Origin of the sequence: Bradyrhizobium sp. SRS-191 (genome assembly GCF_024586915.1) — a bacterium.
In the GTDB taxonomy this organism is placed as follows: domain Bacteria; phylum Pseudomonadota; class Alphaproteobacteria; order Rhizobiales; family Xanthobacteraceae; genus Bradyrhizobium.
Genome location: NZ_JANBVS010000014.1, coordinates 1 through 25087, shown reverse-complemented (window position 1 = coordinate 25087; position 25087 = coordinate 1). Strand labels below are relative to the sequence as shown.

Genomic DNA, 25087 nt, shown 5'->3' with positions numbered 1-25087 from the left:
TTGTCGTTCTATCAGACTGAAGGGAAGCCGCGCAGCAGATAAGCGCGCAAACCCTGCAGCAGGGCGTTGAGAATGAGACCCAGCAGCGAGATCGTGATCAGCGGCACGAACATGTCGACCGCCTGGAAGGTGCGCGCGGCGGTGACGAGCACGTGGCCGAGCCCGTCGGTCGAGGTGATCATCTCCGCGAGGAACACGACGATGCAGGAGATCACGAGGCCGATGCGGCAGCCGGTCAGGATCGACGGCATGGCGGCCGGCAGCACCACCTTCCACAGCACGTCGCGCGGCGGCGTGCCGGCGGCAAGCGCCGACCAGATCAGCTTCTGCTCGATCGTGGTGGCGCCGTAATAGGTCGACAGCAGGATCGGAAACAGCGCGTCGGCGGCGACCAGCATGATCTTGGATTCGTGGCCGAAGCCGAGCAGCAGCAGGAAGGCCGGATAGAGCGCGACCTTGGGCAGCGGCGCCAGCACGCGCACGATCGGCTTGACCGCGGCGTTGATCGGCGGACTGACGGCTGCGGCAATGCCGAGGGACACGCCGATGATGACGGCGATGGCGAAGCCCGCGAACAGCCGGAACAAGGTCGCGGCGATATCCTGCTGGAACGTCACGCTCGACAGCTGTTGCGCCATGCGCAGGAACACCTGGCCCGGCGGCGGCAGCAGGGTCGGCGGCGCATAGCCGAACGACACGAGACCTTGCCACAGCAGCAGGACCAGCGCGATCGGCGCGGCGCCCAGCAGGATATCGTTCGAGGTGCGCGTCATGAGAAGCTCAGGGGCATGTCGAATTGCGGCTCCGACCAGCGCACCAGCCAGCGCCTCACGATCTCGAACGCCGCATCGAGGCAGATCCCCATCGCGCCGACGATGATGATCATCGCGAACACCGTATCGTACTGTCCCATGTCGAGCGCATTGAACAGGATGTTGCCGGCGCCGGACTGCCGCGCGATCATCTCGCTCGTCACCATCGTGATCAGCGCCAGCACGAGGCCGGTGCGGCAGCCGGTGAGGATTTCCGGCAGTGCGGCCGGCAGAACGATGCGCAGCAGGCGCTCGGACGGCGACAGCCCCATGGCCGCGCCCGACCACAGCATCTTCTCCTCGACCGCCTTGGCGCCCTCGAAGCTGTGATAGATCACGGGCAGGCTGACACCCAGGAAGATGACCAGCGTCTTGGAGACGTCGCCGACGCCGAGCCACAGCATGATGATCGGCATCAGCGCCGCCTTCGGCACCGGGTAGATCAGCATCAGCAGCGGATTGAAGAACGCGGCGGTGGCACGGCTGCGGCCCATCAGCAATCCCAGCGGAATCGAGAACGCCAGCGCCAGCGAAAAGCCGACCGCCATCCGCCGCAGCGACGCCAGGATGTTGATCAGCGATTCCTTGTCGGTGAGGATCGGCGGGATCGCGCGCAGTGATTCCAACGCCGTCGGAAAGCTGTCGTTCTTCAATCCGAGCGAGGCGAGTTGCCAAGCCAGCAGCAGGCCGCAGCAGGCCAGCACCGGCGCGAGCGGCTTCAACATGCCGTTCATGAGGGCAGCTCGTTGTCGCCGGAGGCATCGAACATGCGCTCGATCTCGACGATGTATCTCTGATAGTTCGGATCGAGCAGCAGCTCCTCGCGGCGGCGCGGCCGCGGCAGGTCGATGTCGATGACCTCGCGGATGCGGCCCGGCGAGCGCGACATCATCACCACTTTATCCGACAGGAAGACCGCCTCCTCGACCGAGTGCGTCACGAACAGCACGGTCTTGCGGTCGCGCTCCCAGATGTCGAGAAGATCGTTCTGCAGCCGCGTGCGGGTGTGCGCATCGAGCGCGCCGAACGGCTCGTCCATCAGCAGCACCTCCGGGCCGTAGGCGAGCGTGCGCGCCAGCGCGACGCGCTGCTTCATGCCGCCCGAAAGCTCCTTCGGGTAGAACTTCTCGAAGCCGGTGAGGCCGACCATCGCGAGCAAGGTTCGCGCCAGCGCCTCGGCCTTGGAGGCCTTCATGCCCTGCTGCAGCGGGCCGTACATGACGTTGCCGAGCACGCTCTTCCACGGAAACAGCGCGAACTCCTGGAACACCGGGCCACGATCCGTGCCCGGCCCGGTGATCGGCTTGCCCTTCATCTTCGCGATGCCGCTGGTCGGGCTGACGAAGCCGCCGACGATGTAGAGCAGGGTCGACTTGCCGCAGCCGGAAGGCCCGAGGATCGAGACGAAAGCGCCCTCGCCCACCGTCAGCGAGATGTCGGACAGCGCGATGTGGTCACGACGTGACGAGGTCTTGAACACCTGCGAGACGTGATCAATCTCGATGATCGGCGTGGCCGCGCGGCGGCCGAGCGGGACGCCCGCGAGCTGGCCGGGTCGGATCGGGGTCACGCCCATGTCGGCTTCTCTTTCCGATGCAGCACGCTGAGAGGCTCCAAGTTGTCAGGCATGACGGACAGCTGAATCATCTAAACCACATTCACCGTCATTCCGGGGCAAGGCCGCAGGCCTTGAACCCGGAATCTCGAGATTGGCTTGCGCGTTCATGCTCAACGATTTCGAGATTTCGGGTTCAATCATCGCGACGCAGCCGCTTCGCGTCTGCGCCTCGACGATTGCCCCGGAATGACGGGGTGCGGAAAGATTAGCAAGAAGCCTGCCAATCGTCGCCCCATCACGGCTCATTGCTGCTCCTGGTCGAACCAGGGCCATTCGGCCGGCCCTTCATGCGTGACGGCGCCGAGCGGCGCCTGTCCGACCAGCTTGGCGTATTTGGCCAGCGCTCCGGCGCGATGCCGCGGCGGCCGCTGCGTCCAGGCGGTACGGCGCGCGGCGAGTTCGCGCTCATCGAGCAGAACGTCGAGCGTCCGCGCCTTGGCATCGATGCGGATCGGATCTCCATCCTTCAACAACGCCAGCGGACCGCCGACGAAAGCTTCCGGCGAGACATAGCCGATGCACATGCCGCGGGTGGCGCCGGAGAAGCGGCCGTCGGTGATGAGGGCGACCTTTTCACCCATGCCCTGGCCGTAGATCAGCGCGGTGACGCCGAGCATCTCGCGCATGCCGGGACCCCCGACCGGGCCCTCGTTGCGGATGATCAGCACCTCGCCCGCCTGATAGTTGCGCGCGCGCACCGCGGCGACGCAGGCCTCCTCGTCCTCGAACACGCGCGCGCGGCCCTCGAACACCAGGTTCTTGAGCCCGGCGACCTTGATGACGGCGCCATCGGGCGCGAGGTTGCCCTTGAGCACCGCGACGCCGCCATCCGCCATGATCGGCTTCGCCGGCGCGAAGACGACCTCGCCGTCCGGCGCATTGGCCGCGCCGTATTCCTCGGCAAGCGTGCGGCCGGTCACCGTGATGCAGGAGCCGTCGATATGCCCGCTCTCGATCAGCGCGCGGATCACGACAGCCGCGCCGCCGATGTCGTAGACGTCCTTGGCGGTGTACTTGCCGCCGGGCCGGAGATTGCCGATCAGCGGCGTGCGCGAAAACACCTCGCCGACATCGTCGAGCGTGAAGCGGATGCCGGCCTCGTTGGCGATCGCCGGCAGGTGCAGCGCCGCGTTGGTCGAGCCGCCGGTGGCCGCGACGATCGCCGCGCCGTTCTCCAGGGATTTGCGGGTGACGATGTCACGCGGCAGCGGCCCGCCGCGGGCGAGCATCTGCATGATCAGACGCCCGGCCTGCCGCGCGACATGGGCGCGCTCGGCATAGACGCCGGGGATCATCGACACGTTGGGCATCGACAGGCCCATCGCCTCCGACACCATGCCCATCGTGTTGGCGGTGAACTGTCCGGCGCATGCGCCGATGGTCGGCAGGCAGGAGCGCTCGATGCCCTCGAGCGTGGCCGCGTCGATCTCGCCGGTCATGTAGCTGCCGACAGCCTCGTACGAGTCGAGCACTGTGAGCGTTTTGCCCTGGTACTTCCCCGGCAGCGCGCTGCCGCCATAGATGAAGATCGACGGCACGTTGCAGCGGACCATGCCCATCATGACGCCGGGCAAGGTCTTGTCGCAGCCGCCGAAGCCGATCAGCGCGTCATAGGCGAGGCCGTGCACCACGGCCTCGATCGAGTCGGCGATCAGCTCGCGCGAGAACAGAGAGAACTTCATTCCCTCATGGTTCATGCTGATGCCGTCGGACACCGAGACGGTGGCGAACTCGCGCGGCGTGCCGCCGGCCTCCGAGATGCCCGTCTTCGCCGCGTCGACCTGGAAGTCGTGCGTCATGTTGCAGGGCGTCTGCTCGCCCTTCTGGCTGACGACGCCGATCATCGGCTTGGCGATGTCGGAATCATCCAGGCCCATGGCGCGCATGAAGGCGCGGTGCGGGGCGCGGTCGAGCCCCTCCACCGTCACGCGCGAGCGCAGCTTCCTCATCGATACAGGCTCCGCAGGCGCCCTACTGGATCGGCGCGACGATGGTGGGATGCTTGAACTGGGCGACGTCGAGCTTCGGCAGCATGCCGGTCTCGGCGTAGATATCGAGCATCTTCTGGATCGCGGGGAAGTTCGGCGCGGCGACCGGATCGCGGCCGAAATCATTGTCCTTGAGCAGATAGGTCTCGATCACTGGCACCGGCACCTTCATCACTTCGGAGACGACCTTCAGCGTCTCGTCGCGGTTGGCGAGCGCCTTCTTCATGCCGGTGGTGATGTCGCGGACATAGGCCTTCACGAGATCCGGATTCTTGTCGACGAAGTCGGCGCGGCAGGCCTCGAGGATGTGGACGATGTTCGGCATCGCCTCCGAGAGCTGGAACAGCTTGCGGGTGCCGCCCTTGGCCTCGGCGCGCGCGGCGAACGGCTGGTTCATGTTGACGGCGTCGACGCGGCCCTGGCGCAGCGCGTCCTCGGCGACGGCGAAGCCGACCTCGACCAGCTTGATGTCCTTGGCCGGATCGAGCCCGGCCTGCTTCAGCAGCAGGTTGAACGGCCCCTGCGTGCCGCCGCCGATGACGGAGATGCCGACCGTCTTGCCCTTGAGATCGGCGATGGTCTTGATCGGCGAATCGTCCTTGACCGCCCAATACACGGAGAACCCGCCGGGCTTTTCATAGACATGCTGGGCGACGATGTAGGCCTTGAGACCGCCGCCGACCACGCCGTTCGACAGCGACAGCGGCGCCTGGGTCGCGCAGTCGAGCGCGCCGGCCGCCAGCGCCTGGGTCATCGGTGCCGTGCCCTGGAACTGGGTCCACTCGATGTTGTAGGTCTTGCCGAGATCCGGAAATTCGGTCGGGCGCTTCATCATCCAGTATTTGGATTCTTCCGCCGGAATGGTCCAGCCGACGCGGATCGTCTGCTGCGCGAAGCTCGACCCTGCACTCGTCGCCAAAGCGACCGCCGACAACGCCGCCAGCATTAACCGTTTCCGCATCACGCCCCTCCGAAATCGTTTAAAAGGAACCTCGCGTGGGAATGTTTCATGTCTCAAATATCGGTGCAAGCGCGGAAAACGCTCCGTGCTTGCCTGCCCCATGGGCAAGCCGCTGTGCAGCGCGGCGAGGCGCCGCCATGCCGGATTGCCGCGGTCCGTGTGCTGTAGTTGCCCCGGCAACGCAAGGTCGTGTGCTGAGGCCTCATGGTTCGAGACGCGCCGCGAGCGGCGCTCCTCGCCATGAGGGGATGGATCGCGCCACAAGGTCGATGGACTCCGTCACGAAGCCCGGTCTCGTCCCGAGGAGCCCGCCAAAGGCGGGCGTCTCGAAGGACGATGGAGGGCACATTGCCGGCCAGGCGTTGTCCAGCTGACCGGAGAGAAGCTCAATTGCCGTCCCTGCTCTGCTCAGCCGGCTGGCGCTGCCGCGCCGCACGCGCTAGGGAGAGGCCCCGAATTGACTTTCCAAGGAGTTCTCTCGATGTCCATCCAGCGTTTTGAAGTCGGCCCGCGCATGAGCCAGGTCGTCGTCCACGGCAATACCGTCTATCTCGCCGGCGTCGTCGCGCAGAAGACCGCGGGCGAGAGCGTGACCAAGCAGACCGAGGAAATCCTCTCGATCATCGACGGTCACCTCGCCAAGGCGGGCACCGACAAGACCAAGCTGTTGTCCGCGACGATCTACCTCACCGACATCAAGACCTTCGGCGAAATGAACGCGGTGTGGGACGGCTGGGTCTCCGCCGGCAACACGCCCGCGCGCGCCACCGTCGAGGCAGGCCTCGCGGCGCCGCAATACACCGTCGAGATCATGGTGATCGCGGCGAAGTAAGCCGCGCGGCCGTCGCGACGCTATTCGGTGTCGCGACGACCGGTATTGCGATTGAGCGGCGCACGCCGCTCGCGCGTGAGGCCTTCCGGCAAGACCGGCTCGGTCCCCGGAAGCGGCTCGGCGCGGACGTCGGCGCCCCACTGCTCCTGCTGGCGGGGCGTCGTTTCGTCCTTGACCTGCTGCGGCTGCGGCAACCCATCCTTGCTGACGGGGTCGTAGGCGCCGGAGCGCAGGTCTCTCGTGTCTCTGCCTGTCATCATCTCCCAACCGGCATCGCGCCGCATTCGTTCCTGAGCGTTGTCACGACCGGCGCCCGACGCCGGTCGCGTCACGCCTGATCAGCTGAGCGCGTTCGTCTTCGGCGTCCCGCTCATCTGCTCGCGCTGCGCGGCGCTGTCCGGCCGGGCCGGGCCGAGATTGGGCGCCTCCCCGAGCGGCTCGAAGCCGGGACGCAGCGAGAACTGGCCCTGCCCGTCGAGCGAAGGTCCCTCGCTGTAGCGGCCGGGCGCGGGGGCCGTGCCGTTCCGCTCAGTGCCCATGAACATGTAGGCGAACTCGGTCGCCTCCTTGCTGCGGTCGAAGCTGTTCGGGATCGGCAGCTGATCCGGCCCCAGTTCTTCGATCACCGCGAGCCATTGCTGCTGATGCATGGTGTCGCGCGCGATCAGATAGCTCAGCATGTCCTGCATGCCGCGGTCGGCGGTGGAGTTGTAAAGCCGCACCGCGAGCGTCCGTCCGGTCGATTCGGCAGCCACGTTGCAATACATGTCGGCCGCGAGATTGCCGCTGGCATAGATGTGCGAGCAGTCGAACGGCACGCCGTCGCAATTCGCCGGGAAAGCCGCCATGCCTGTGGAGAGAAGATGCCGGTGCAGCATGCCTTCGATGACGTGACGCGGCCGTTCGCCGCCGCCCATCACGGCGCCGACCACCGGATTGGCCTGCAAGGTCGTCTCCTGCATCGTCGCCGGGGCATTCTCGAGATTGAGCGCGACTGCGGTCGCCAGCATCTCGATGTGGCTGATCTCCTCGGTCGCGGTATTGAGCAGCACATCGCGATATTTGGCGGGACCGCGCGCGCCCCAAGCCTGGAAGAAATATTGCAGGCAGACGCGGATCTCGCCTTCGACGCCGCCGATCGCCTGCTGCAGCTGACGGGCGAAGATCGGATCAGGACTCTCCACCGCCACCGGATACTGCAGCCGCTTGTCAAAGTAGTACATGCAAAGGTCTCCTGTTCGAAGTGACCTCGCGGCAATGATGTCCTGTGCGGCCGTTCCTAACGCACGCGGATCGCCGGTTTAAAACGACTCTAAAGCTGCGGCGTCCTAATCCAGGTTAGCGCCGCCGCGCCTGCGCGCGTGACCGATCGTCGCGCTCGTGATCAGGATTGCGGCCTTGCAGGCGCGCCTTCGCGGATGCCATCGACATTGACGGCGAGCCGCTTGATCTTGTCGTACAGTGTCTGCTTGGGGACGCCCAGCATCGCCGCCGTTGCCTGCACGTCGCCGAGCTTGCGGCGGAGCGCATCTTCGATGATCGACCGCTCGATATTCTCCAACTGCCGCGGCAGCGACAGCTCGGACGACGCAGCAGCGGATCGGCTCAGCACGCGCCGGTCGAGCACGCCGAGCACGAAGCGATCGGCGACGTTGCGCAGCTCGCGGACATTGCCCGGCCAGGCATAGCCGAGCAGCAGCGACATGGTCGCATCGTCCACGATCGGCGCGTCGCGCTCGAAGCGCTTGGCGGCATCCAGCGTGAAGTGTTCGAACAAGATCGGGATGTCCTCGCGCCGCTCGCGTAAGGGAGGCAGCTCGATGAAGGCAACGCCGAGGCGGTAATATAGATCGGCCCGGAACTGCTTGCTCTCGCTGAGCTCGTAGAGATTGGCCTTGCTGGCGGCGACGACACGGCAATCCACCGCCACAGGCTTGTTGGAGCCGACGCGCTCGACCGAACGGTCCTGCAAGGCGCGCAGCAGCTTGACCTGCACGCTGAGCGGCATGCTTTCGATCTCGTCGAGGAACAGCGTGCCGCCATGGGCGTACTCGATCTTGCCGATGCGCTGCTTGGTGGCGCCGGTGAAGGCGCCGGCTTCGTGGCCGAACAATTCGCTCTCGACCAGCGATTCCGGCAGGCCGCCGCAATTGACCGCGACGTAGTTGCCGCCACGCCGCGCGCTGTGATTATGCAGGCAGCGCGCCACGACATCCTTGCCGGTGCCGGTCTCGCCGTAAATCGTGACGTCGACATTGGTCGACGCGAGATTGGCGACGAGCCGACGCACCTCCTGGATCTGCGGCGAGCGTCCGAGCAGGCTCGCCTCGATGCCCTGACGGTCGGCAAGCGCCGAGCGCAAGGTGCGCACCTCGAGCGTGAGCCTGCGCTTGTCGAGCGCGCGGCGCACGACCGAGACGAGTTGCTCCGACGAGCACGGCTTCTCGATGAAGTCATAGGCGCCGTTGCGCATCGCCTCCACGGCCATCGAGATGTCGCCATGGCCGGTGACCAGGATGACCGGCAGGTCCGGATCCAGGCGGTGCAGCTCGGACAGCCACGCGGTGCCGCTCTTGCCGCGCAGCTGCACGTCGGAGACGACCACGAACGGCATGTCGGCGCGGACGGTTGCGCTCGCGGCTTCGACCGAGGCGAACGGCGTCACCGAGAGGCCGGCGAGTTGCAGCGCCTGCACGGCGCCGATGCGCACGTCCTCGTCGTCCTCGACATAGATCACGCCAACAGGCTGTTCAGAACTCATGAGCGGACCTTCTCACGCGGCAAGCGGCACCAGCAGGACGAACTCGGCGCCGGACGGATCGAGGTTGCGCGCCCGCAGCTCGCCGCCGAACGAGCGCGCGATGTGGTTGGCGATGACGAGACCGAGGCCAAGACCCTTCCCGGCCGGTTTGGTGGTCACGAACGGCTCGAACATGCGCTGCAGAACGTCCGCGGCGATGGCGGGACCGCTGTTGCCGATGGCGATGCGGCACTGCCCCTCCTCGCGCTCGGCGCGGATGGAGATCGACTTCTGCGCCGCGCCCTCGACGGCATCGAGCGCGTTCGCAACGATGTTGCAGAGCAATTGCTCAAGCCGGATCTGTTCGGCGCGGACATGCAGGTCCGGCGCGAGATCGATGCTCACCTCGACGCCGCCATCCTTCACCCGCGCGCCGAGGATCTTCAGCGTCTCCGACACCGCCTGCTCGACCGCGACAGCCTCGAGAGGCGCATTGGATTTGTAGGCGAACACGCGCAACTGGCCGGTCAGGCGTGCCAAGCGGCGCACCAGCTCGCCGATGCGGACGAGATTGCCGCGGGCCTCGCTGATCATTCCGCGATCGATGAATTGCACCGCGTTGTCGGACGCGGTCTGCAGCGCCGCCAGCGGCTGATTGATCTCGTGCACCATGCCGGCCGACATCTGGCCAAGCACGGCGAGCTTGCCGGCATGCACGAGCTCGTCCTGCGCGGCGCGCAATTCGGCGGTACGCTCCTGCACCCGGATCTCCAGCCGGTCATTGGCGGCCTGCAGCGCGGCCTGGCTCGCGAGCCGCTGCCGGATCTCGTTGCGTCGCTGTGCGAGCAGGCCGAGCAGCAGCAGCGCCACGATGCAGGCGAGCCCCGACAACGTGCCGATCACATAGGCCGTACGCCGGATCGGCGCCTCGTCGTCGAGCAGCATCAGCTGCCATTGCCGCTCGTGCAGCGGCCGTTCATCGATGCTGTAGACCGCGCCGCGCTCGGCCGTCACCCGGCCGCCGCGATCCCCGCGCTCCCTGAAGGTCCAGCCGAGCGGCGCGAGGCTGGAGCTGCCATAAGGCTTGGAGGTCGCGATCTCCTCCAGCGCATCGATGGCGAGCGGCGTCAGCGGACGGAAGCGCCATTCGTCGCGCGAGGCGAGAATGGTGACGCCGCGGGCGTCGACCAGCAGCATGTCGGCACCGCGGTTGCGCCACTCGCGCTCGAACGCGTCGAGATTGACCTTGACCACGGCGACGCCGATCGTCCGCCCCTCGCGCTTGACCGCATAGGACAGGTAATAGCCGGCGCGGGCACTGGTGATGCCGATGCCGAAGAACGCGCCGCGGCCGGTCGCGAGCGCCTGACGCATATAGGGCCGATACGACAGATTGCTGCCGACCGGCGTGCCAGGCTGGTCGAAATCGGCGGCGGCGATCGCGTCGCCGTCGACGGTGAGGACATAGAGATTGTCGGCGCCGGCCAGCAGATTGATCGACTTCAGGTACAGGCTGACGGTCTGCTGCAGGGTGCGATCATCGGGCGTGCCGAGCAGCCTGAAGACGTCAGGCGAGGTCTCCAGCAGCGAGGGCAGATATTCGAAGCGCGAGAGATAGCCGTCCAGCTGCGCGGCCTCGACCGCCAGCCGCTGCTGGGCCGCCGCGTGGCGCTGGTCGAGCCCGCGGGAGAAGGCGATGGCATAGCCGAGCCAAGCCGCCGCGCCGACCAGCGCAACCGCCAGCAGCCCGCGCACGCGCCAACCCGCGCGCCCCCGGACCGTTGCGGCGTCGGGATGTCCCTCGAGGCCGATCCGGATGGGAAGGTCCGTCATCTCCTGAGCCAGGCAAATCCAGCGCATGGCGGGCCGCGCCCATCGCGCCCGCATCAGGCCCTAAGTCTAAGGTCTTGCTCCGGAATTTGCGACAGCAAAATCGGCCGGCGAGGACGTCGTGGGGGCCTGCGGCGGCCGGACCGCGGCACCACCGCAACGGTCTCGCCCCTCAATGCAGCTTCACATGCGGCTCGGTGCGGCGGGTGATCAGGCGCGCCAGCGTATCGAGCGAGACCTTGGCGAGGCCGTGCAGCGCATATTCGTGCATCTTGTACAGCGCCAGATACATCATGCGGGCGAACAAGCCCTCGAACACCAGATTGCCGCCGACCAGCGCCCCCATCATCGAGCCGACGGTCGAGAACTCGCCGAGCGACACCAGCGAGCCGAAATCGTGGTAGCGGTAGTCGGTGAGCGCTTCGCCCCGGATGAAGCGGGGGATCTGCTTGTAGAGATGCGACGCCTGCTGGTGCGCGGCCTGGGCTCGCGGGGGCACATTGCCGCGCTCGCCCCACGCACAGGCCGAGCAGTCGCCGATCGCGAAGATGCGCTCGTCCCGCGTGGTCTGCAGGGTCTGCTTGACCACCAGCTGGTTGATGCGGTTGGTCTCGAGTCCGGCGATGTCCTTGAGGAAGTCCGGCGCCTTGACGCCGGCGGCCCAGACGATCAGCTCGGCCGGGATGACGCGGCCGTCGGCGAGGCTGACGCGGTCGGCCCCGACCTCGGCGACCTTGGCGCCGACCAGCACCTCGACACCGAGCTTTTCGAGCAGCTTGCCGGTCTCGCTCGACACCCGCTCGGGCAACGCTGGGAGCACGCGGGGCGCGGCCTCGATCAGCGTGATCTTGATGTCCTTCTCGGCGTCGACTTGGTCGAGACCGTAAGCCACGACCTCGCGCGTCGTGCGGTGCAGTTCCGCCGCCAATTCGACGCCGGTCGCGCCGGCGCCGATGATCGCGACCTTCAGTTGATGCGCGGCGATCGGTGAGGATTGCGAATGGGCGCGGATGCAGGCATTGATCATGCGCTCGTGGAAGAGTCGGGCGTCGCGTTGCGACTCCAGCTTGATCGCGTGGTCGACCACCCCCGGCGTGCCGAAATCATTGTTCTGGCTGCCGATGGCGATGACGAGCACGTCATAGGGGATGGTCCGCTGCGGCGTGACCTCGCGCCCCTCGGCGTCGAGATAGGGCGCGACCAGCACCTCGCGCTTGTCGCGGTCGAGCCCGATCATGTTGCCGATACGGTAGTGAAAGCCGTGCCAATAGGCCTGCGCGAGATAGTCCACCTCGTGCGCCGAGATGTCCATGCTGCCGGCGGCGATCTCGTGCAGCTTCGGCTTCCAGACATGGGTGCGGTTGCGCTCGACCAGCGTGACGTCGAGCCGGCCCTTGCGGCCATATTTGTCGCCGAGCCGGGTAGCGAGCTCCAGGCCGCCGGCGCCACCGCCGACGATCACGACACGAGGGACGCCTGACTCCACAACGGCCATCACCAACTCTCCCCAAGGGTGACCGTGGCGCCGCCGGTGTCACACCGTCAGCGCCAAGTCCTCGATGACTTAGATGTCCTCGATACCTTAGCAGATCATTTGATGTTGGCCGCATCACGATTGGGCATCGCCGGCACGCTCGCCGGTTCTGCTCCGGACGGGCCGCGAGATAGCCGCCGCACGGCATCGCGTCGCCGCGCGAGCAACGGCGACGCATGCACGGTCGCGTTGCTCAGCCGGTCGTGACGGCAACCTCGACGTCGGACGGATCGATGTCGCGATCGAGCGCGGCGCGGAGCTTGTCGCGGTCGAGCTCGCCCTCCCACCAGGCGACGATCACGCAGGCGACGCCATTGCCGCAGAGATTGGTCAGCGCGCGGCACTCGCTCATGAACTTGTCGATGCCGAGCACGATCGCCATGCCGGGAACGAGCTCCGGCCGGACGGCCGCCAGCGTGCCGGCCAGGGTGATGAAGCCTGCGCCGGTGATGCCCGACGCCCCCTTCGAGGTCAGCATGGCCACGAGCAGGATGGTGATCTGCTCGCCGAAGGAGAGATGCACGTTCATCGCCTGCGCGATGAACAAGGTCGCCAGCGTCATGTAGATGTTGGTGCCGTCGAGATTGAAGGAATAGCCGGTCGGAACGACCAGGCCGACGACCGGCTTGGAGCAGCCGAGTCGTTCCAGCTTTTCCATCATTTGCGGCAGCGCGCTCTCCGACGACGAGGTGCCGAGCACGATCAGGAGCTCGTCCTTGATGTATTTCAGGAACTTGAAGATCGAGAATCCGGCAATGCGGGCGATGATGCCGAGCACGATGACGACGAAGGCGAGCGCGGTGAGATAGAAGGTCGCGATCAGGCCGGCGAGGTTGCCGAGCGCCTGCGGGCCATAGCGGCCGATGGTGAAGGCCATGGCGCCGAACGCGCCGATCGGGGCGGCCTTTACCACGATTGCGATAACACCGAAGATCGCATGCGCCGCGTCGTCGATGAAGGCGCGCATCGTATGCCCGCGCTCACCGAGGCTCATCAGCGCGATGCCGAACAGGATCGAGAACAGCAGCACCTGCAGGATCTCGCCCTGCGCGAAGGCTCCCACCACCGTGTCCGGAATGATGTGGAGAACGAAGTCGACCGACTTCATCTCGCTCGCCTGCTTGGCGTAGCTGGCGACCGCCGCTGCGTTGCTCTGCTGGCCCTGGAACCCGGCTCCCGGCTGGATGAAATTGCCGACGATGAGACCCAGCGCGAGCGCGAAGGTCGAGACGATCTCGAAATAGATCAGCGCCTTGACCGCCACGCGGCCGACCTTCTTGACCTCGGAGACGTGCGCGATGCCGGACACGACGGTGCAGAAGATCACCGGCGCGATGACCATCTTGATCAGCTTGACGAAGCCGTCGCCGAGCGCCTTGATCCACTCGTTCTTGCCGACCTCCGGCCACACCCAGCCGACGATGACGCCGAGCACGATCGCGACCAGGACCTGAACATAGAGGACCCGGTAGAACGGCTTCTTCGGGGCCGGAGCCGCCGTGGTGGTTGCAGACATCGTCTCTTCTCTCCCTGGTCCTGTTCGGTCTACGTCTCGTTCAGCCGCCGACATCAGCGTCTGCGGCGGGGTCCGCGATGCTCTCCAGGCAGCGTGGCGGCCGCGTCGACCCGCACGTCCGAACGCGCCGCGGCCGCAAGGGCACGCGCGCGAACACCGCGCAGGCGCAATCGCCTGCTCGCTGCCTCAAAAACTGATGGGGATGTGGGCTGGCATCCGGACGTCCCCTCGCATCTGTTGTTGTCGAGCTGGCGCTCGTTTGGCGGCTCTTCAAGCAGCATCCGTGCCAGGGGACCGGCGATGCACGACCGCCGCATGCGATCGGATATGCCAGCGTTTACAAAGCACTAACGAGCGGACCGGGCCACAGCCCAGTCAGCCCGTCCGAACTTTCGGAAAGCGGCCTCCAGGCTCGTCCGAAAATCCGGACGGCCGATCGGGGCGTCCGGTCGGCGTCCGACGCGGCGATCCTGTGAGTGGTTCATCAGCCGCTGGACGGTCAGCCCCGCTCCTTGGGAGTGGTCTTCGGATCCAGCCGGCGCCGGCGTGCGCCAAGCCGCGACCGCCGGATGCGCCGCTTGCGGAACTCCAATCCGCACATCGCAACGTCGATGCTCTCGGCCGGCCGCCGCAAACGGCGGTCGTGAAACCCGAGCCATTTCTCGACCTGACGCATCAGATTGCGATCATGTCCGAGACGCCGCAGCAGTTCGTCGCGCGTATGCAATGACGCGATATCGACGATGTAGTCGAGCTGCTCGGTCATGGTCCGGCCCACCAGCCGGGCATAGTCACTCGCTATCAATAAAGTCACGACCCGCTCAGGCAAATGCGGCTCAGCCATTTCCCATTCCCAACCTTCGCCGTGCCTGCTTGCCGATCCGGATTTCCGGCCTTCCAACATGCGCAATCACGACGACCACCGATGTTCATCCGCCGTGCCGCTCCCCGGAGCGCCACGGTCATCACCAAGGCGGGGCGTACCGGCTCGATCCCGGACGACGCCCCCCGCCCCTTACGAATAGGCCGGCTCGACCATGTGCGGCCCCTGCTCCGGGCTGCGTCGGCCGGCCATGCCTGGCACGAGCGACGCTGTGATCTCCTGGGCGCGCATCGGCAGCACCGACAGCAGCGTGTCGCTCAGGCCGTGCGAGATCTCCGAGCAGCCCTGCAGATAGACCTGCGGACGAAAGCCCGGGCTGGTCTGGAGGCGATAGTCGCGCTCCAGCGCGCTGGCCTCGATGTAGCGGCTGATCGGATCGAGAAAGGACGGGATCGGCGAGCGCTCATAACCGGTCGCCAGCACGACAACGTCATAGGTGTCCCGGTGCCGGACATCCTCATCCTTGTTCAGAAGCTCGAGCGTAATTCCGTCGGAGCCGGCTTCGGCGCCGACAATCTCGCTGCGGGGATGGAGCGCGAGCTTCCGCTCTCCGGAGACACGCTGCTGATAGGTCATGCGGTAGAGCTGATCGAGCAGATCCGGATCGACCACGGCATAGTTGGTATTGCGGAAGCTGCTGATGATCGCGGCGCGCTGGCTCTGCTCGCGTGAATGGAAATAATCGGTGTAATCCGGATTGAAGATCTCGTTGACGAACGGACTGCTGTCGGACGGCTTGAGCGCATGCCCGCGGAACACGAGATCGATCCGGACATCCGGATGCCGCTCGCTGAGATCGAGCGTGACCTCCGCAGCGCTCTGGCCGCCGCCAATGACCGCGACGCGCGGCGCCCGGCCCTTGATCTCAGCGATGACCGGTGACTCGAGATAGCCGCTCGTATGCACCATCCTCCGATCCCCGGCGATCGCCCGGAACATGGCAGGCACATGCGGCACGCCACCGACGGCAGCCACCAGATTCCGCGCGACTCGCGACCGCTCCGTTCCATCCTGCGTCCGGGTCACCACCCGGAGCGCGACGACCGACTGGCCGGCGCCGACCGGCTCGACGGCGACCACCGTCTCGCCATACGCGACCATGCTGCTGAACTGGCCTGCGACCCAGCCCAGATAGTCGTTGAATTCGATGCGGCTCGGATAGAACGTCTTGCAGTTGGTGAAGTCGAGCAGCCGTCCCGACTTGTGCAGATAGTTGATGAAGGTGAACGGGCTGGTCGGATCACGCAGCGACACGAGATCCTTCAGGAACGAGATCTGCATATTGCTGCCGGGGAGCAGCATGCCGCCATGCCATTTGAATTTGGGCTGCCGCTCCACGAACAGCGCGCGGCAGCTGTGCCGCTGATGCCTGGCGCAATCGTCGAGCGCGATCGCCAGCGCCAGATTTGACGGCCCGAAGCCGACACCGACGACATCATATTCCGGTGCAAGTTGGTAGGACATGAGGTGATGCTCCGTCAGCGTTGGGTCTCGAGGACAGCGGCCTTGGCTGCCGGCTGCCACAGCCGGTCGCCGAAGAAACGTTCACGAAGCAACATGACCAGGGTTGCTCGCTTGTGCGGGAAGTCGAAGGTCTTGATCTGGGCGAAGCCGGCGCGATCGAGATTGCGCAGCTGCTGGACGTGGGCGGCCGCCGGCTCGCCGACGATACGCATGGTGCGGGGATCGTCGAGGAACATGTAGTGCATGAGCGAGGGAAGCCACGCGGTGATGAACTCCCGGCCACGAAATGCGTCTTCGCCGACGATGACGTGCCAGCCGCGATCATGGTCGCCGGCATCGTAGAACGGCGCGATCCGGTTTTCCTTTGCCCAATAAAGCTCGAAATAGCCGAATGGCCGGTCGCCGAAGCAGCCGATCAGCGGCAGCATGTGCGGGTCCGCCAGGATTTTGGAGAGATACTGGCGGTGCTTGTCGAGGTCTCCCGCCTCGTTCCAGAATGCATCCACCCTGGGATCATTGAGCCAGCGATGGACGAGCGCGAGGTCCCGCTCCACGTCGACGACGCGAAAACTGACGACTTCCGAGAGCCATGGGATGAAGCGGCCGTAGACGCGGCCGACCGGCTTCGGCGGGCGTCGTGGATGCCGTTTGCCGTCGGTCATCACGTAGGACAGCGGAAACGGCGGCCGGGCCGCATCCGTCAACCAGCTCTCGCGCCGCTGCATCAGCATCTCCGGCAGCAGCACCGGTGTGCCGTCCACCATCACCACGAGGCCGTCGCGGGCCAACTCCGATGCGGCCGCCGGCCGCTCCCCGAGATCGAGCACGAGCCTTTCAAGCGACGGATGCCAGGCAAACGATGCTTCGGCCGCAGCGGACAGCGCGCTTCCCATCTGCCGGGGATCGCCGGGATCGCTCGAGACAGTCAGCACGCCCCGCTCACCATCGAACCGAAACGACAGCAGCGCTTCACCGTCGGCCATCACGCGGATGCTTGCATTGTCGCGGACGACCGACAGCGCGAGGCCGGCACCGGCCCGAAAGGCCTCTTCTCGTGGATCGACCGTTACATCATCTCTTGCGTCAACTCTTGCATCGAAGCGCGCGCTTACCGTCATCTGCCCCTCACTCTGTTGCCCTGCGCGAGCTTCATCACCGTTCGCTCCCGTTCAGGATGTAAATTTGTCGAAGCGTCCAAGACAAGCCGGCCGGCGCTCTCACGATCTAGATTAGTTACAAAGCTGCGAGCTCACGCCCGCGTCGGCTCGTGCGACGCGACGTCGTCTTTGACTCGTGACCTCCGCGAACGCCTTGCCCGCGGCACTTCGCCGCGTTGCGCAGGCTCATCCTCTTCGATCCGTCCATTGCGCAGCCGAACGATCCGGTCGGCGCAATGGAAGTAGCGGTCGTCGTGCGAGATCACGATGATCGTCTTTCCGAGCCGCTTCAGGTCGGCGAGCAGCTCGGTATAGAAGACGTGACGGAATGCCGGATCCTGATCAGCGGCCCATTCGTCGAAGACGAGCACCGGGCGCCCCTCGATCCAGGCATTGATCAGCGCGAGGCGCTTGCGTTGGCCGGTCGACAGGTCCGTGGTCGAGAACGCTCCGTTCTCGACCGAGACCTTGTGCCCGAGTTCGAGACGATCGAGATAGCGCTGCGCGAAATCGGGCGCGGGGCCACTCTGCTGCAGCAGGGTGTCGAACAGGTAATAGTCGGAAAACACCGTGGTGAAGAGCTGACGATAGTCGTCCCGCGTCTCGCTGACGACGGGTACGCCGTCACGCAGCAGAACGCCGCCATCGGGGACGTAGAGCCCGAGTAGCAGCTTGATCAGCGTCGTCTTGCCGCTGCCGTTCTCGCCGACGATGAAGACGATCTCGCCGCGGCTGATGCGCAGATCCATCGGCCCGAGCACGAACGGCTTGCCACCGGCAGCCGGCGCGAAGGCGTAGGAGACGCCGCGCAGCTCGATGGAGTCGATCCGTTCACCGGCGTCTTGCACAGGCTCGGCGAGCAGGTCCTGCTCGGCGGTTGCGAAGCGCTCGGACAATTCGGCGATGCGACGCATCGCGACCTGCGCACGTCCGAGCGAGGGCAGCATGCCGATCAGCTGATCGATCGGGCCGCGCATGAACAGCAGCACCAGGACGAAGCCGCTGGAGACCGATGGCGGGCTGTCGGGCCATAGCAACGGCCGCAGCACGAGCGCGGTGCCGATCACCAGGAACAAAAGGACCGTCCCGAGCGCGCGCGCGGTGACCAGGAGGTTGATGGCGCTGATCTGAACGTCACTGATCCGTTCGACCGTACGCTGGATCAGGTCGACATGCACGTGATGCCGCCGCGGCCGGTGCAGACGCAGTTCCTTGGCGCCCTCGGCGATGGTCCGATAGTGCTTCTGGAGATCGTCCTCATATTGGCGCGCGAGATTGAACCCGGACATGCCGCGCCGGCGTGCCAGAAAATGCGCAAACGATCCGAGTGCAATCAGTGCCGCCACGACCAGGAACAGCGGCCAGGACAGCACGGCGAGATAGACGAGGCAGCCGGCCACGATGACGCCGGAGACCAGGAACGCCGGGAAGAAGAAGGCGAAATCGCTGATCGCATCGACGTCCTTCGTCAGGACGGGGATCAGCCGGTGCGTCCGGTAGGATTCCAGCTGATCGATCGGCGCCATCAGGATCTTGGCGGCCAAGGATTTGCGCAGCGAGGCGATGATGCGCTGCCCGACCACGTTGGCGCTGATGTCGGAGCCAACCGATCCGACCACGATCAGGACACACAGCCCGGCAAACGAGGCGACCAGGCTGCCGACATCGTCGGAGCCGGCATAGAGGCCCCTGTTCACCACGGCGAGCAGGCTGGCGACGCTGGCGCCTCCGACCAAGCCGAGCAGGATTCCGCAGAGCACGAGCTTCCAGTACGGCCGCAGCAGGCTGCCGGCATGCACGATCCCGGGATTGGATGAGGTCGTCATGAGCGGCCAACTCCGGTTTGCTGGGCAAAGGCGTGCGCGAGCCGGGCGCCGATGTCGCCGCGCGCCTGCAGCGCGTCCGGCACGACGTTGCCCATCCGCAGGAACTCGTGGATCATGCCGGGATAGATCTTCAGATCGACCTGTACGCCCGCCGCGAGAAGCCGCGCGGCATAGTCACGTCCCTCCGCGACCAAGGGATCGAACTCGGGCAGCAGCAGCATCGCGGGCGCAACGCCGGCCAGATCCGGCGCAGCGAGTGGCGCAAAGCGCCAATCCATTCGGTCGCCGTCGTTGCGCAGATAGTGATTGAAGAACCAGTCCACGGTCTCGCGCTCGAGCAAGAATCCGGAGCCGTATTTCGCGTAGGACTCGGTGATCTGCTGCGGACTGAGGCCGGGATAAGCGAGCACTTGAAGCAAAGGCTGCGGCAGGGTTCGATCGTCGCGTGCGGCGATCGCCAACGCCGCCGCCAGCGTGCCGCCCGCACTGTCGCCACCGACCGCGATGCGACGGGGATCGAGGCCGGCGGCAGGCCCCTCGCGTCCGATCCAGGCGAGCGCATCGACGCAATCCTCGAACGCTGTGGGAAATCGATGCTCTGGCGCGAGCCGGTAGCCGATCGACAGCACGGCCGCATTGCTGTCGCTTGCAAGCCCGCGACAGAGCGGCTGGTGCGACTCCAGGCTGCCGACGACGAATCCTCCGCCATGCATGTAGAGCAGCACGGGCAGCGGCTCGGCGCAGTCGGGCGTCCGTGGCGCATAGAGACGTGCCGCGATCGCCGCGCCGCCGCGCATCGGCAGGGACAATTGCCTCTCATGCGGGAGCGGCGGCGGATCGACGTCCAGCAGCGGCGACGAGGCGTCAAAATCAGCGCGCGCCTGCTCTGGTGTGAGCTGTGGAAAGGGAATGCGCGCGCCGGATTCCGTTCCGAGCTGAATCATGTCGAGTAACGCCGCGATATCGGGATGAAGGCCCATGACCACCTCATTCTGCCGGTTCGGATTGCAGAGCTTGCGCTGCTTGCACAGCGTCGTTCGGCTCCAGCCATGACCAGATCGACGACAGGAAGGCGTCGTTGGCCAGGATCGAGAAGTGGTCGTCTCCGATCACGCCGAGATCCACCGCCGCCGTCAGCCGCGCCTCCAGCGAAGCGCGCTGCGCCAGGCGCCCGGATGTCCACCAGCAGGCGGGTTCGGCAGCGAGATCGGCGGGCCAGTCAGCCTCGTAGGCCAGCCGCGCGAGCTGACGGCCAACGTTGAACGCACTGACGATGTCATCTGCGCTGAGCAAACGATCGCGCGTCTGCACCGGCGTCGTTCCGATCGCGCTCGCGACCAGGCGCCGGATGGTCTCATCCGTCGCGGGCTCGCCGGCGTCGCGCATCGCGGCAGCCTGCGATCTGATCGCCGCCAATTCCACGCCGGGCGCTGCCACCGAGAGAAGTCCCAACAACTCGTCGGTCCAGCGCCGATCGCCACTTTTCTCCACATGACGCCGCGGATCTGGAACAAAGCAGTCGATCAGCCCGAGGCTCGCAACCTCCTGGCCGCGACGTTCCAGTTCTGCCGCGACCAGAGATGCGATCAGCCCGCCGAGGGACCAGCCGATCAGGTGGTAAGGCCCCGTGTTCTGGACCTTCAGGATCTCATCGGCGTAGTCGGTGGCCATGGCCGTCAACGATCCATCGGCAAACGACGGATCGATCAAGCTCCGGCATTGCAGCCCGACCAGCTGGCGCTGCCCCTCCATGCGGCGCGCCAACGGCGCATAGTCGAACACCGTGCCGAAGCCGCCGTGGAAGCAGAAGACAGGTTCTGGACCTGCAACCGGCGCATTCAGCGGCAGCAGGGCCGACGGCCGCGCCGCTGGGCTCGCAGCCATGCCGAGGAGCGCCCGGATGGTCGGCTTCTGCAGGAGATCGCGCAGCTTGATCTCGGTGCCGAGGATCGGCTCGCGACGAAGCCGTGCGATCACCTTCAGGCTCAGGATCGAATTGCCGCCGAGCTCGAAGAAGTTGTCGGTGACGCCGACCCGGGCGACGCCGAGAACATCGGCCCACAGCCCGGCCATCGCGATCTCCGCGGGACTTTCGGGCGCGACGAAGCTGCGTGCCATTGCGGCCTCGGGCGCCGGCAGCGCCTTGCGATCGACCTTGCCGCTCGACAGCGTCGGCAGACGGTCGAGCACGATGATCCTGGCTGGCACCATGTAGGCCGGCAGGCTCCGGCGCAGCGAGGCCGCAAGACTTGCAGACAGCCGCTCGGCCGATGAACCAGCGGCATTGCGCGCATTTCTCGGCGCCACATAAGCGATGAGCTGATTGCCTCCGAGGCCGGGCACGGCGAGCACCGCAGCCTGCGCCACCGCCTGCTCCGAGAGCAGCGCCGACTGGATCTCGCCGAGCTCGATGCGGAAGCCGCTGACCTTGACCTGATCATCGCTGCGCCCGAGATACTCGATGACGCCGTTCGCGTCCCAACGCGCGAGATCGCCGGTGCGATACAGGCGAGCGCCGGAAGCGGACGAGAACGGGTCCGGCACGAAGCGTTCGCCGGTCAGCCCGGGCCCGGCATGATAGCCGCGCGCAAGACCGACGCCGCCGATATAAAGTTCTCCCGCCGCACCGGCTGGCACCAGATTCAGCTGGCCATCGAGGATGTAGGCCGTGCGATTGCCGACGGGGACGCCGATCGGCGCATAGGCCTTGTCGCAGTCGGCATTTCCATCGACCTTCCAGACCAACGGCGTCACCACCGTCTCGGTCGGGCCATATCCGTTGATCAGGATCTGCGGCTTGAGCGTGCGCTTCACCTTGTCGAAGCCCGCTTTCGGCATCGCCTCGCCACCGAACGAATACAGCTTCACCGGCGGCGGATGGCCGGTCTGCTCGACCCAGTCGGCGACCTGCTGCAGATAGGCCGGCGGCAGACCGAGATGGGTGACGCCGTGTTCGCGCGTGGCCTCGACCGTCTGCTCCGGCGTCCACAACTCCGCATCGCGCATGACGAGCCGCGCCCCCTGCGACAGCACCGTGAGCCAACGCTCATGCGCGCCGTCGAAGGCGAGCGACAGGAAGTGCAGCTCGCAGGATTGGGCGTCGATCTCGTAGAGCGCAGCGGTGGCGTGACAGTGCATGGCCAGAGGTCCATGCGCGACCGCAACGCCCTTCGGTCGTCCGGTCGAACCGGACGTGTAGATCACATAAGCGAGATTCTCCGCATGCAGGCGCAGTTGCGGCGAATGATCCGGTCCAGCCTCGAAATCGAATCCCGCAAGATCGATGCGCGTCACCCCATCCGGCGCGGCAACGTCACGCGCCCCACACAGCAGGAAGGCAACGCCGCTGTCATGCAGCACATAGGCGATGCGTTCGGGCGGCAACTCGGGATCGAGCGGGACATAGGCGCCGCCTGCCTTGAGCACCGCGAGCAGCGCCAGCATCGTCGCCTCGGTGCGCTCGACCACCACGCCGACGCGCTGCTCAGGCCGGAGTCCTTGCGCGATCAAATGCTGTGCGAGCCGATTGGCGCGACGCTCGAGCATCCCGTAGGACAGGCTGCTCGCACCGATCTTGAGCGCCGTTCGCTGGGGGGCGATCAGCGCATGCCGGCGGATCGCCTCATGCACGAGCGGAACCGATGGCGCGAACACGGCATGGGCGTTACAGGCATACGCACGCGCCGAATCCTGGGCGCTGGCCGCATCGATCGCGCCGACTATCATCGCGGAGTCGCGCGTCAGAGCCGCGAGCAGATGCTCGAACTGCGCCCGGATCAGTTCCGCCTGATCCGGCGTGAAGTGGCTCGGCATGTAGGTGAATTCGACCTGGAGCGTGTCCTCGACCATGACGGACAGGTCCATCGGGTAGTTGGTCACGTCGACATGGCGCAGGCCTGAAAAGCGCAGTGAGCCGTCGCCGACCAGGCCGCGATCGACGGGATAGTTCTCGAACACGATGATGCTGTCGAACATCGCCTCGCCGGGCCGGCCGGCCCAGCCCTGGATGTCGTAGAGCGGCGTCTGCTCATGATTGCGGATCGCGGCGTTGCGAGCCTGCATCGCGCGCAGCCAGTCGCCGATCGTGGCGGCCGACGGCGGCGTCTCGATCATCGGCAGCGTATTGATGAAGAGGCCGATCATCTGCTCGGCGCCATTGAGGCTCGCAGGACGGCCGGCGACGGTGACGCCAAAGGTCACGGTGCTCTGGCCGGTGTAACGCTGCAGCAGCAACGCCCAGACGCCCTGGATCAGGGTATTGAGGGTGACCCGCTCGCGGCGGGCAAACGCCTTCAAGGCCGCGGTTTCGCTCTCGTCGCGCCTGACGTAGCAGCGACGGTGGCCATGCGCATCGTTCCGGCGGGCGCCGAATGCGTCAGCCAGCTGCGTTGGCTGTTCGAATGCGGCCAACTGATCGCGCCAGAAGCCTTCAGCTTCTGCCGGATTGCGCGTCGCAAGCCAGGCCATGTAGTCCCGATAGTGCGACGGCGCGGGCGCGAGCTGTCGTCCGGCATAGCTTTCCAGGACTTCACCGAGAAAGCGCGCCGAGCTCCAGCCGTCCATCAGGATGTGGTGATAGGTCCAGATCAGGCGGTGGCAGTCATCGTCGACCCGCAGCAGACGCACGCGCTGCAGGGGCGGCCTCGCAAGGTCGAACTCCGCATCGCGCTCGCCCGCCAAGGCCACCGACAGCCGGGCCTCGTCGATCGCCTGCCCGCGCCAATCGTCGATCTGGCACGGCACGGCCGCGTGGTGATGGACGGCCTGCAGCGGCGAGCCGGACAGCTCGCGCCAGAGGAAGCCTGTCCGCAGCATCGGATGCCGCGCAGAGACGTTCTGCCATGCCGCGCGCAGGCGCTCGGGGTCGAGCCCGCGGATCTCGACGCTGATCTGGTTGACATAGACGCCGCTGCCGGCGTCACGCAGGCTGTGGAACAGCATGCCCTGCTGCATCGGCGACATTGGGTAGATGTCCTCGATGCGGTCCCAGTCGAGACCGAGCCGCGCGAGCTCATCGTCGGAGAGGCCGGCCAGTGCGCCACGGGGCACGACCGTGCTCTGCCGATCCTCCCGCGCTTCGCGGCTGACGGACGCAAGCTGCTCGATCGTCTGGTGCCGGAATACATCTCTCGGCTCCAGCAGGAGCCCGGCCCTTCGTGCGCGGCTGACCACTTGCAGCGAGATGATGGAGTCGCCGCCGAGCTCGAAGAAATTGTCGGTGACGCCGACATCGTCCCGGTGCAGCAGCTCGGCCCAGATCGCGGCGAGCGCCACCTCCGTCGGATTGCGCGGCGCAACGCGTTGCGTCTCGGTCGGCCGTGCGTCGGGCAACGGCAGCGCGTTGCGGTCGACCTTGCCGTTCGGCGTCAGCGGCAGCTGCGGCAGCACCATCAACCGCGACGGCACCATGTAGTCGGGCAGTGAAGCGGCAAGCGCCGCGCGCAGCGCTGCACCGTCGACATCATCGCCGCTGACATAACCGATCAGTTGCCGGGCGCCGCCGACCTCCTGAGCCACCACGACGCTATCGCGCACCCCCGGCTGCTCGCGCAGCCGCGCCTCGATCTCGCCGAGCTCGATGCGATGGCCGCGGATCTTCACCTGGTGATCGGCACGGCCGACGTGGTCGAGCACGCCATCGGGGCGCCAGCGCGCCAGGTCCCCGGTCCGGTAAAGCCGCGCGCCGGCAGGGCCGAACGGATCCGGGATGAACCGCTCCGCGCTCAGCGCCGCGCGACGCCAGTAACCGCGAGCGAGACCTTCGCCGCCGATGAAGAGCTCGCCGACCACGCCGACCGGCGCAAGGTTGAGATCCGCGTCGAGCACATACAGCGTCGTGTTGCCGATCGGGCGGCCGATCACCGGCGACGGATCGGCGGCATCGAGCCGATGGCGTGCCGACCACACCGTGGTCTCGGTCGGCCCG

General features: G+C 66.3%; 19 protein-coding genes. 1 reads left to right on the top strand and 18 read right to left on the bottom strand.

Annotation, left to right across the window (positions count from 1 at the left end; genetic code table 11):
• Positions 1–11: 11 nt before the first annotated feature.
• The 6 genes from NLR35_RS23195 to NLR35_RS23170 are packed head-to-tail and all read right to left on the bottom strand — an operon-like array spanning position 12 to position 5379.
• Positions 12–773, bottom strand: a complete 762-nt coding sequence (locus NLR35_RS23195) for an ABC transporter permease (RefSeq protein WP_257168851.1) — start codon at positions 771–773, stop codon at positions 12–14.
• Complete coding sequence (locus NLR35_RS23190) at positions 770–1546, bottom strand: ABC transporter permease (protein WP_257168850.1); 777 nt, start codon at positions 1544–1546, stop codon at positions 770–772. The genes NLR35_RS23195 and NLR35_RS23190 overlap by 4 nt, the downstream gene beginning before the upstream one ends.
• The gene (locus NLR35_RS23185; RefSeq protein ID WP_257168849.1) at positions 1543–2388 is read right to left on the bottom strand and encodes an ABC transporter ATP-binding protein; all 846 of its coding nucleotides are present in this window, start codon (positions 2386–2388) and stop codon (positions 1543–1545) included. Before NLR35_RS23185 ends, NLR35_RS23190 begins: the two co-directional genes overlap by 4 nt.
• 45 nt (positions 2389–2433) lie before the next feature.
• Positions 2434–2676, bottom strand: coding sequence for a hypothetical protein (locus NLR35_RS23180; RefSeq protein WP_257168848.1), 243 nt, complete (start codon positions 2674–2676; stop codon positions 2434–2436).
• Positions 2673–4379 (bottom strand): dihydroxy-acid dehydratase, encoded by a 1707-nt coding sequence (gene ilvD, locus NLR35_RS23175; RefSeq protein ID WP_257168847.1) that lies wholly within the window; start codon positions 4377–4379, stop codon positions 2673–2675. The genes NLR35_RS23180 and ilvD overlap by 4 nt, the downstream gene beginning before the upstream one ends.
• 22 nt (positions 4380–4401) lie before the next feature.
• Entirely contained in the window at positions 4402–5379 is a 978-nt protein-coding gene (locus tag NLR35_RS23170; protein ID WP_257168846.1) for an ABC transporter substrate-binding protein, read from the bottom strand.
• A 481-nt stretch (positions 5380–5860) separates the two neighbouring features.
• On the opposite strand from NLR35_RS23170, the gene NLR35_RS23165 reads away from it, so the two are divergent.
• The gene (locus tag NLR35_RS23165) at positions 5861–6211 is read left to right on the top strand and encodes a RidA family protein (protein ID WP_008965519.1); all 351 of its coding nucleotides are present in this window, start codon (positions 5861–5863) and stop codon (positions 6209–6211) included.
• Positions 6212–6231: 20 nt separating this feature from the next.
• On the opposite strand, the gene NLR35_RS23160 is transcribed toward NLR35_RS23165, so the two are convergent.
• From NLR35_RS23160 to NLR35_RS23105, 12 genes are all read right to left on the bottom strand, one after another.
• The gene (locus tag NLR35_RS23160) at positions 6232–6468 is read right to left on the bottom strand and encodes a hypothetical protein (protein ID WP_257168845.1); all 237 of its coding nucleotides are present in this window, start codon (positions 6466–6468) and stop codon (positions 6232–6234) included.
• A gap of 81 nt (positions 6469–6549) precedes the next feature.
• The gene (locus NLR35_RS23155; protein WP_257168844.1) at positions 6550–7434 is read right to left on the bottom strand and encodes a manganese catalase family protein; all 885 of its coding nucleotides are present in this window, start codon (positions 7432–7434) and stop codon (positions 6550–6552) included.
• A gap of 161 nt (positions 7435–7595) precedes the next feature.
• Entirely contained in the window at positions 7596–8972 is a 1377-nt protein-coding gene (locus NLR35_RS23150; RefSeq protein WP_257168843.1) for a sigma-54 dependent transcriptional regulator, read from the bottom strand.
• Between the two features lie 12 nt (positions 8973–8984).
• Positions 8985–10784, bottom strand: a complete 1800-nt coding sequence (locus tag NLR35_RS23145; RefSeq protein WP_257168842.1) for an ATP-binding protein — start codon at positions 10782–10784, stop codon at positions 8985–8987.
• 169 nt (positions 10785–10953) lie between these two features.
• Complete coding sequence (locus NLR35_RS23140; protein ID WP_257168841.1) at positions 10954–12276, bottom strand: NAD(P)/FAD-dependent oxidoreductase; 1323 nt, start codon at positions 12274–12276, stop codon at positions 10954–10956.
• Between the two features lie 232 nt (positions 12277–12508).
• Entirely contained in the window at positions 12509–13831 is a 1323-nt protein-coding gene (locus tag NLR35_RS23135) for a dicarboxylate/amino acid:cation symporter (RefSeq protein ID WP_257168840.1), read from the bottom strand.
• Positions 13832–14330: 499 nt separating this feature from the next.
• Positions 14331–14675, bottom strand: coding sequence for a hypothetical protein (locus NLR35_RS23130; protein WP_306577705.1), 345 nt, complete (start codon positions 14673–14675; stop codon positions 14331–14333).
• 171 nt (positions 14676–14846) lie between these two features.
• On the bottom strand, positions 14847–16178 hold the full coding sequence (locus NLR35_RS23125; RefSeq protein WP_257168839.1) for a lysine N(6)-hydroxylase/L-ornithine N(5)-oxygenase family protein: 1332 nt from the start codon (positions 16176–16178) through the stop codon (positions 14847–14849).
• 14 nt (positions 16179–16192) lie between these two features.
• Positions 16193–17296 carry a GNAT family N-acetyltransferase gene (locus tag NLR35_RS23120; RefSeq protein WP_257168838.1) on the bottom strand — a complete coding sequence of 368 codons (1104 nt, stop codon included), beginning with the start codon at positions 17294–17296 and terminating at the stop codon, positions 16193–16195.
• Between the two features lie 131 nt (positions 17297–17427).
• The gene (locus NLR35_RS23115; RefSeq protein ID WP_257168837.1) at positions 17428–19161 is read right to left on the bottom strand and encodes a cyclic peptide export ABC transporter; all 1734 of its coding nucleotides are present in this window, start codon (positions 19159–19161) and stop codon (positions 17428–17430) included.
• Complete coding sequence (locus tag NLR35_RS23110) at positions 19158–20141, bottom strand: alpha/beta hydrolase (RefSeq protein ID WP_257168836.1); 984 nt, start codon at positions 20139–20141, stop codon at positions 19158–19160. The genes NLR35_RS23115 and NLR35_RS23110 overlap by 4 nt, the downstream gene beginning before the upstream one ends.
• Before the next feature lie 7 nt (positions 20142–20148).
• The gene (locus NLR35_RS23105) at positions 20149–25068 is read right to left on the bottom strand and encodes an amino acid adenylation domain-containing protein (RefSeq protein ID WP_374940847.1); all 4920 of its coding nucleotides are present in this window, start codon (positions 25066–25068) and stop codon (positions 20149–20151) included.
• Positions 25069–25087: the final 19 nt, after the last annotated feature.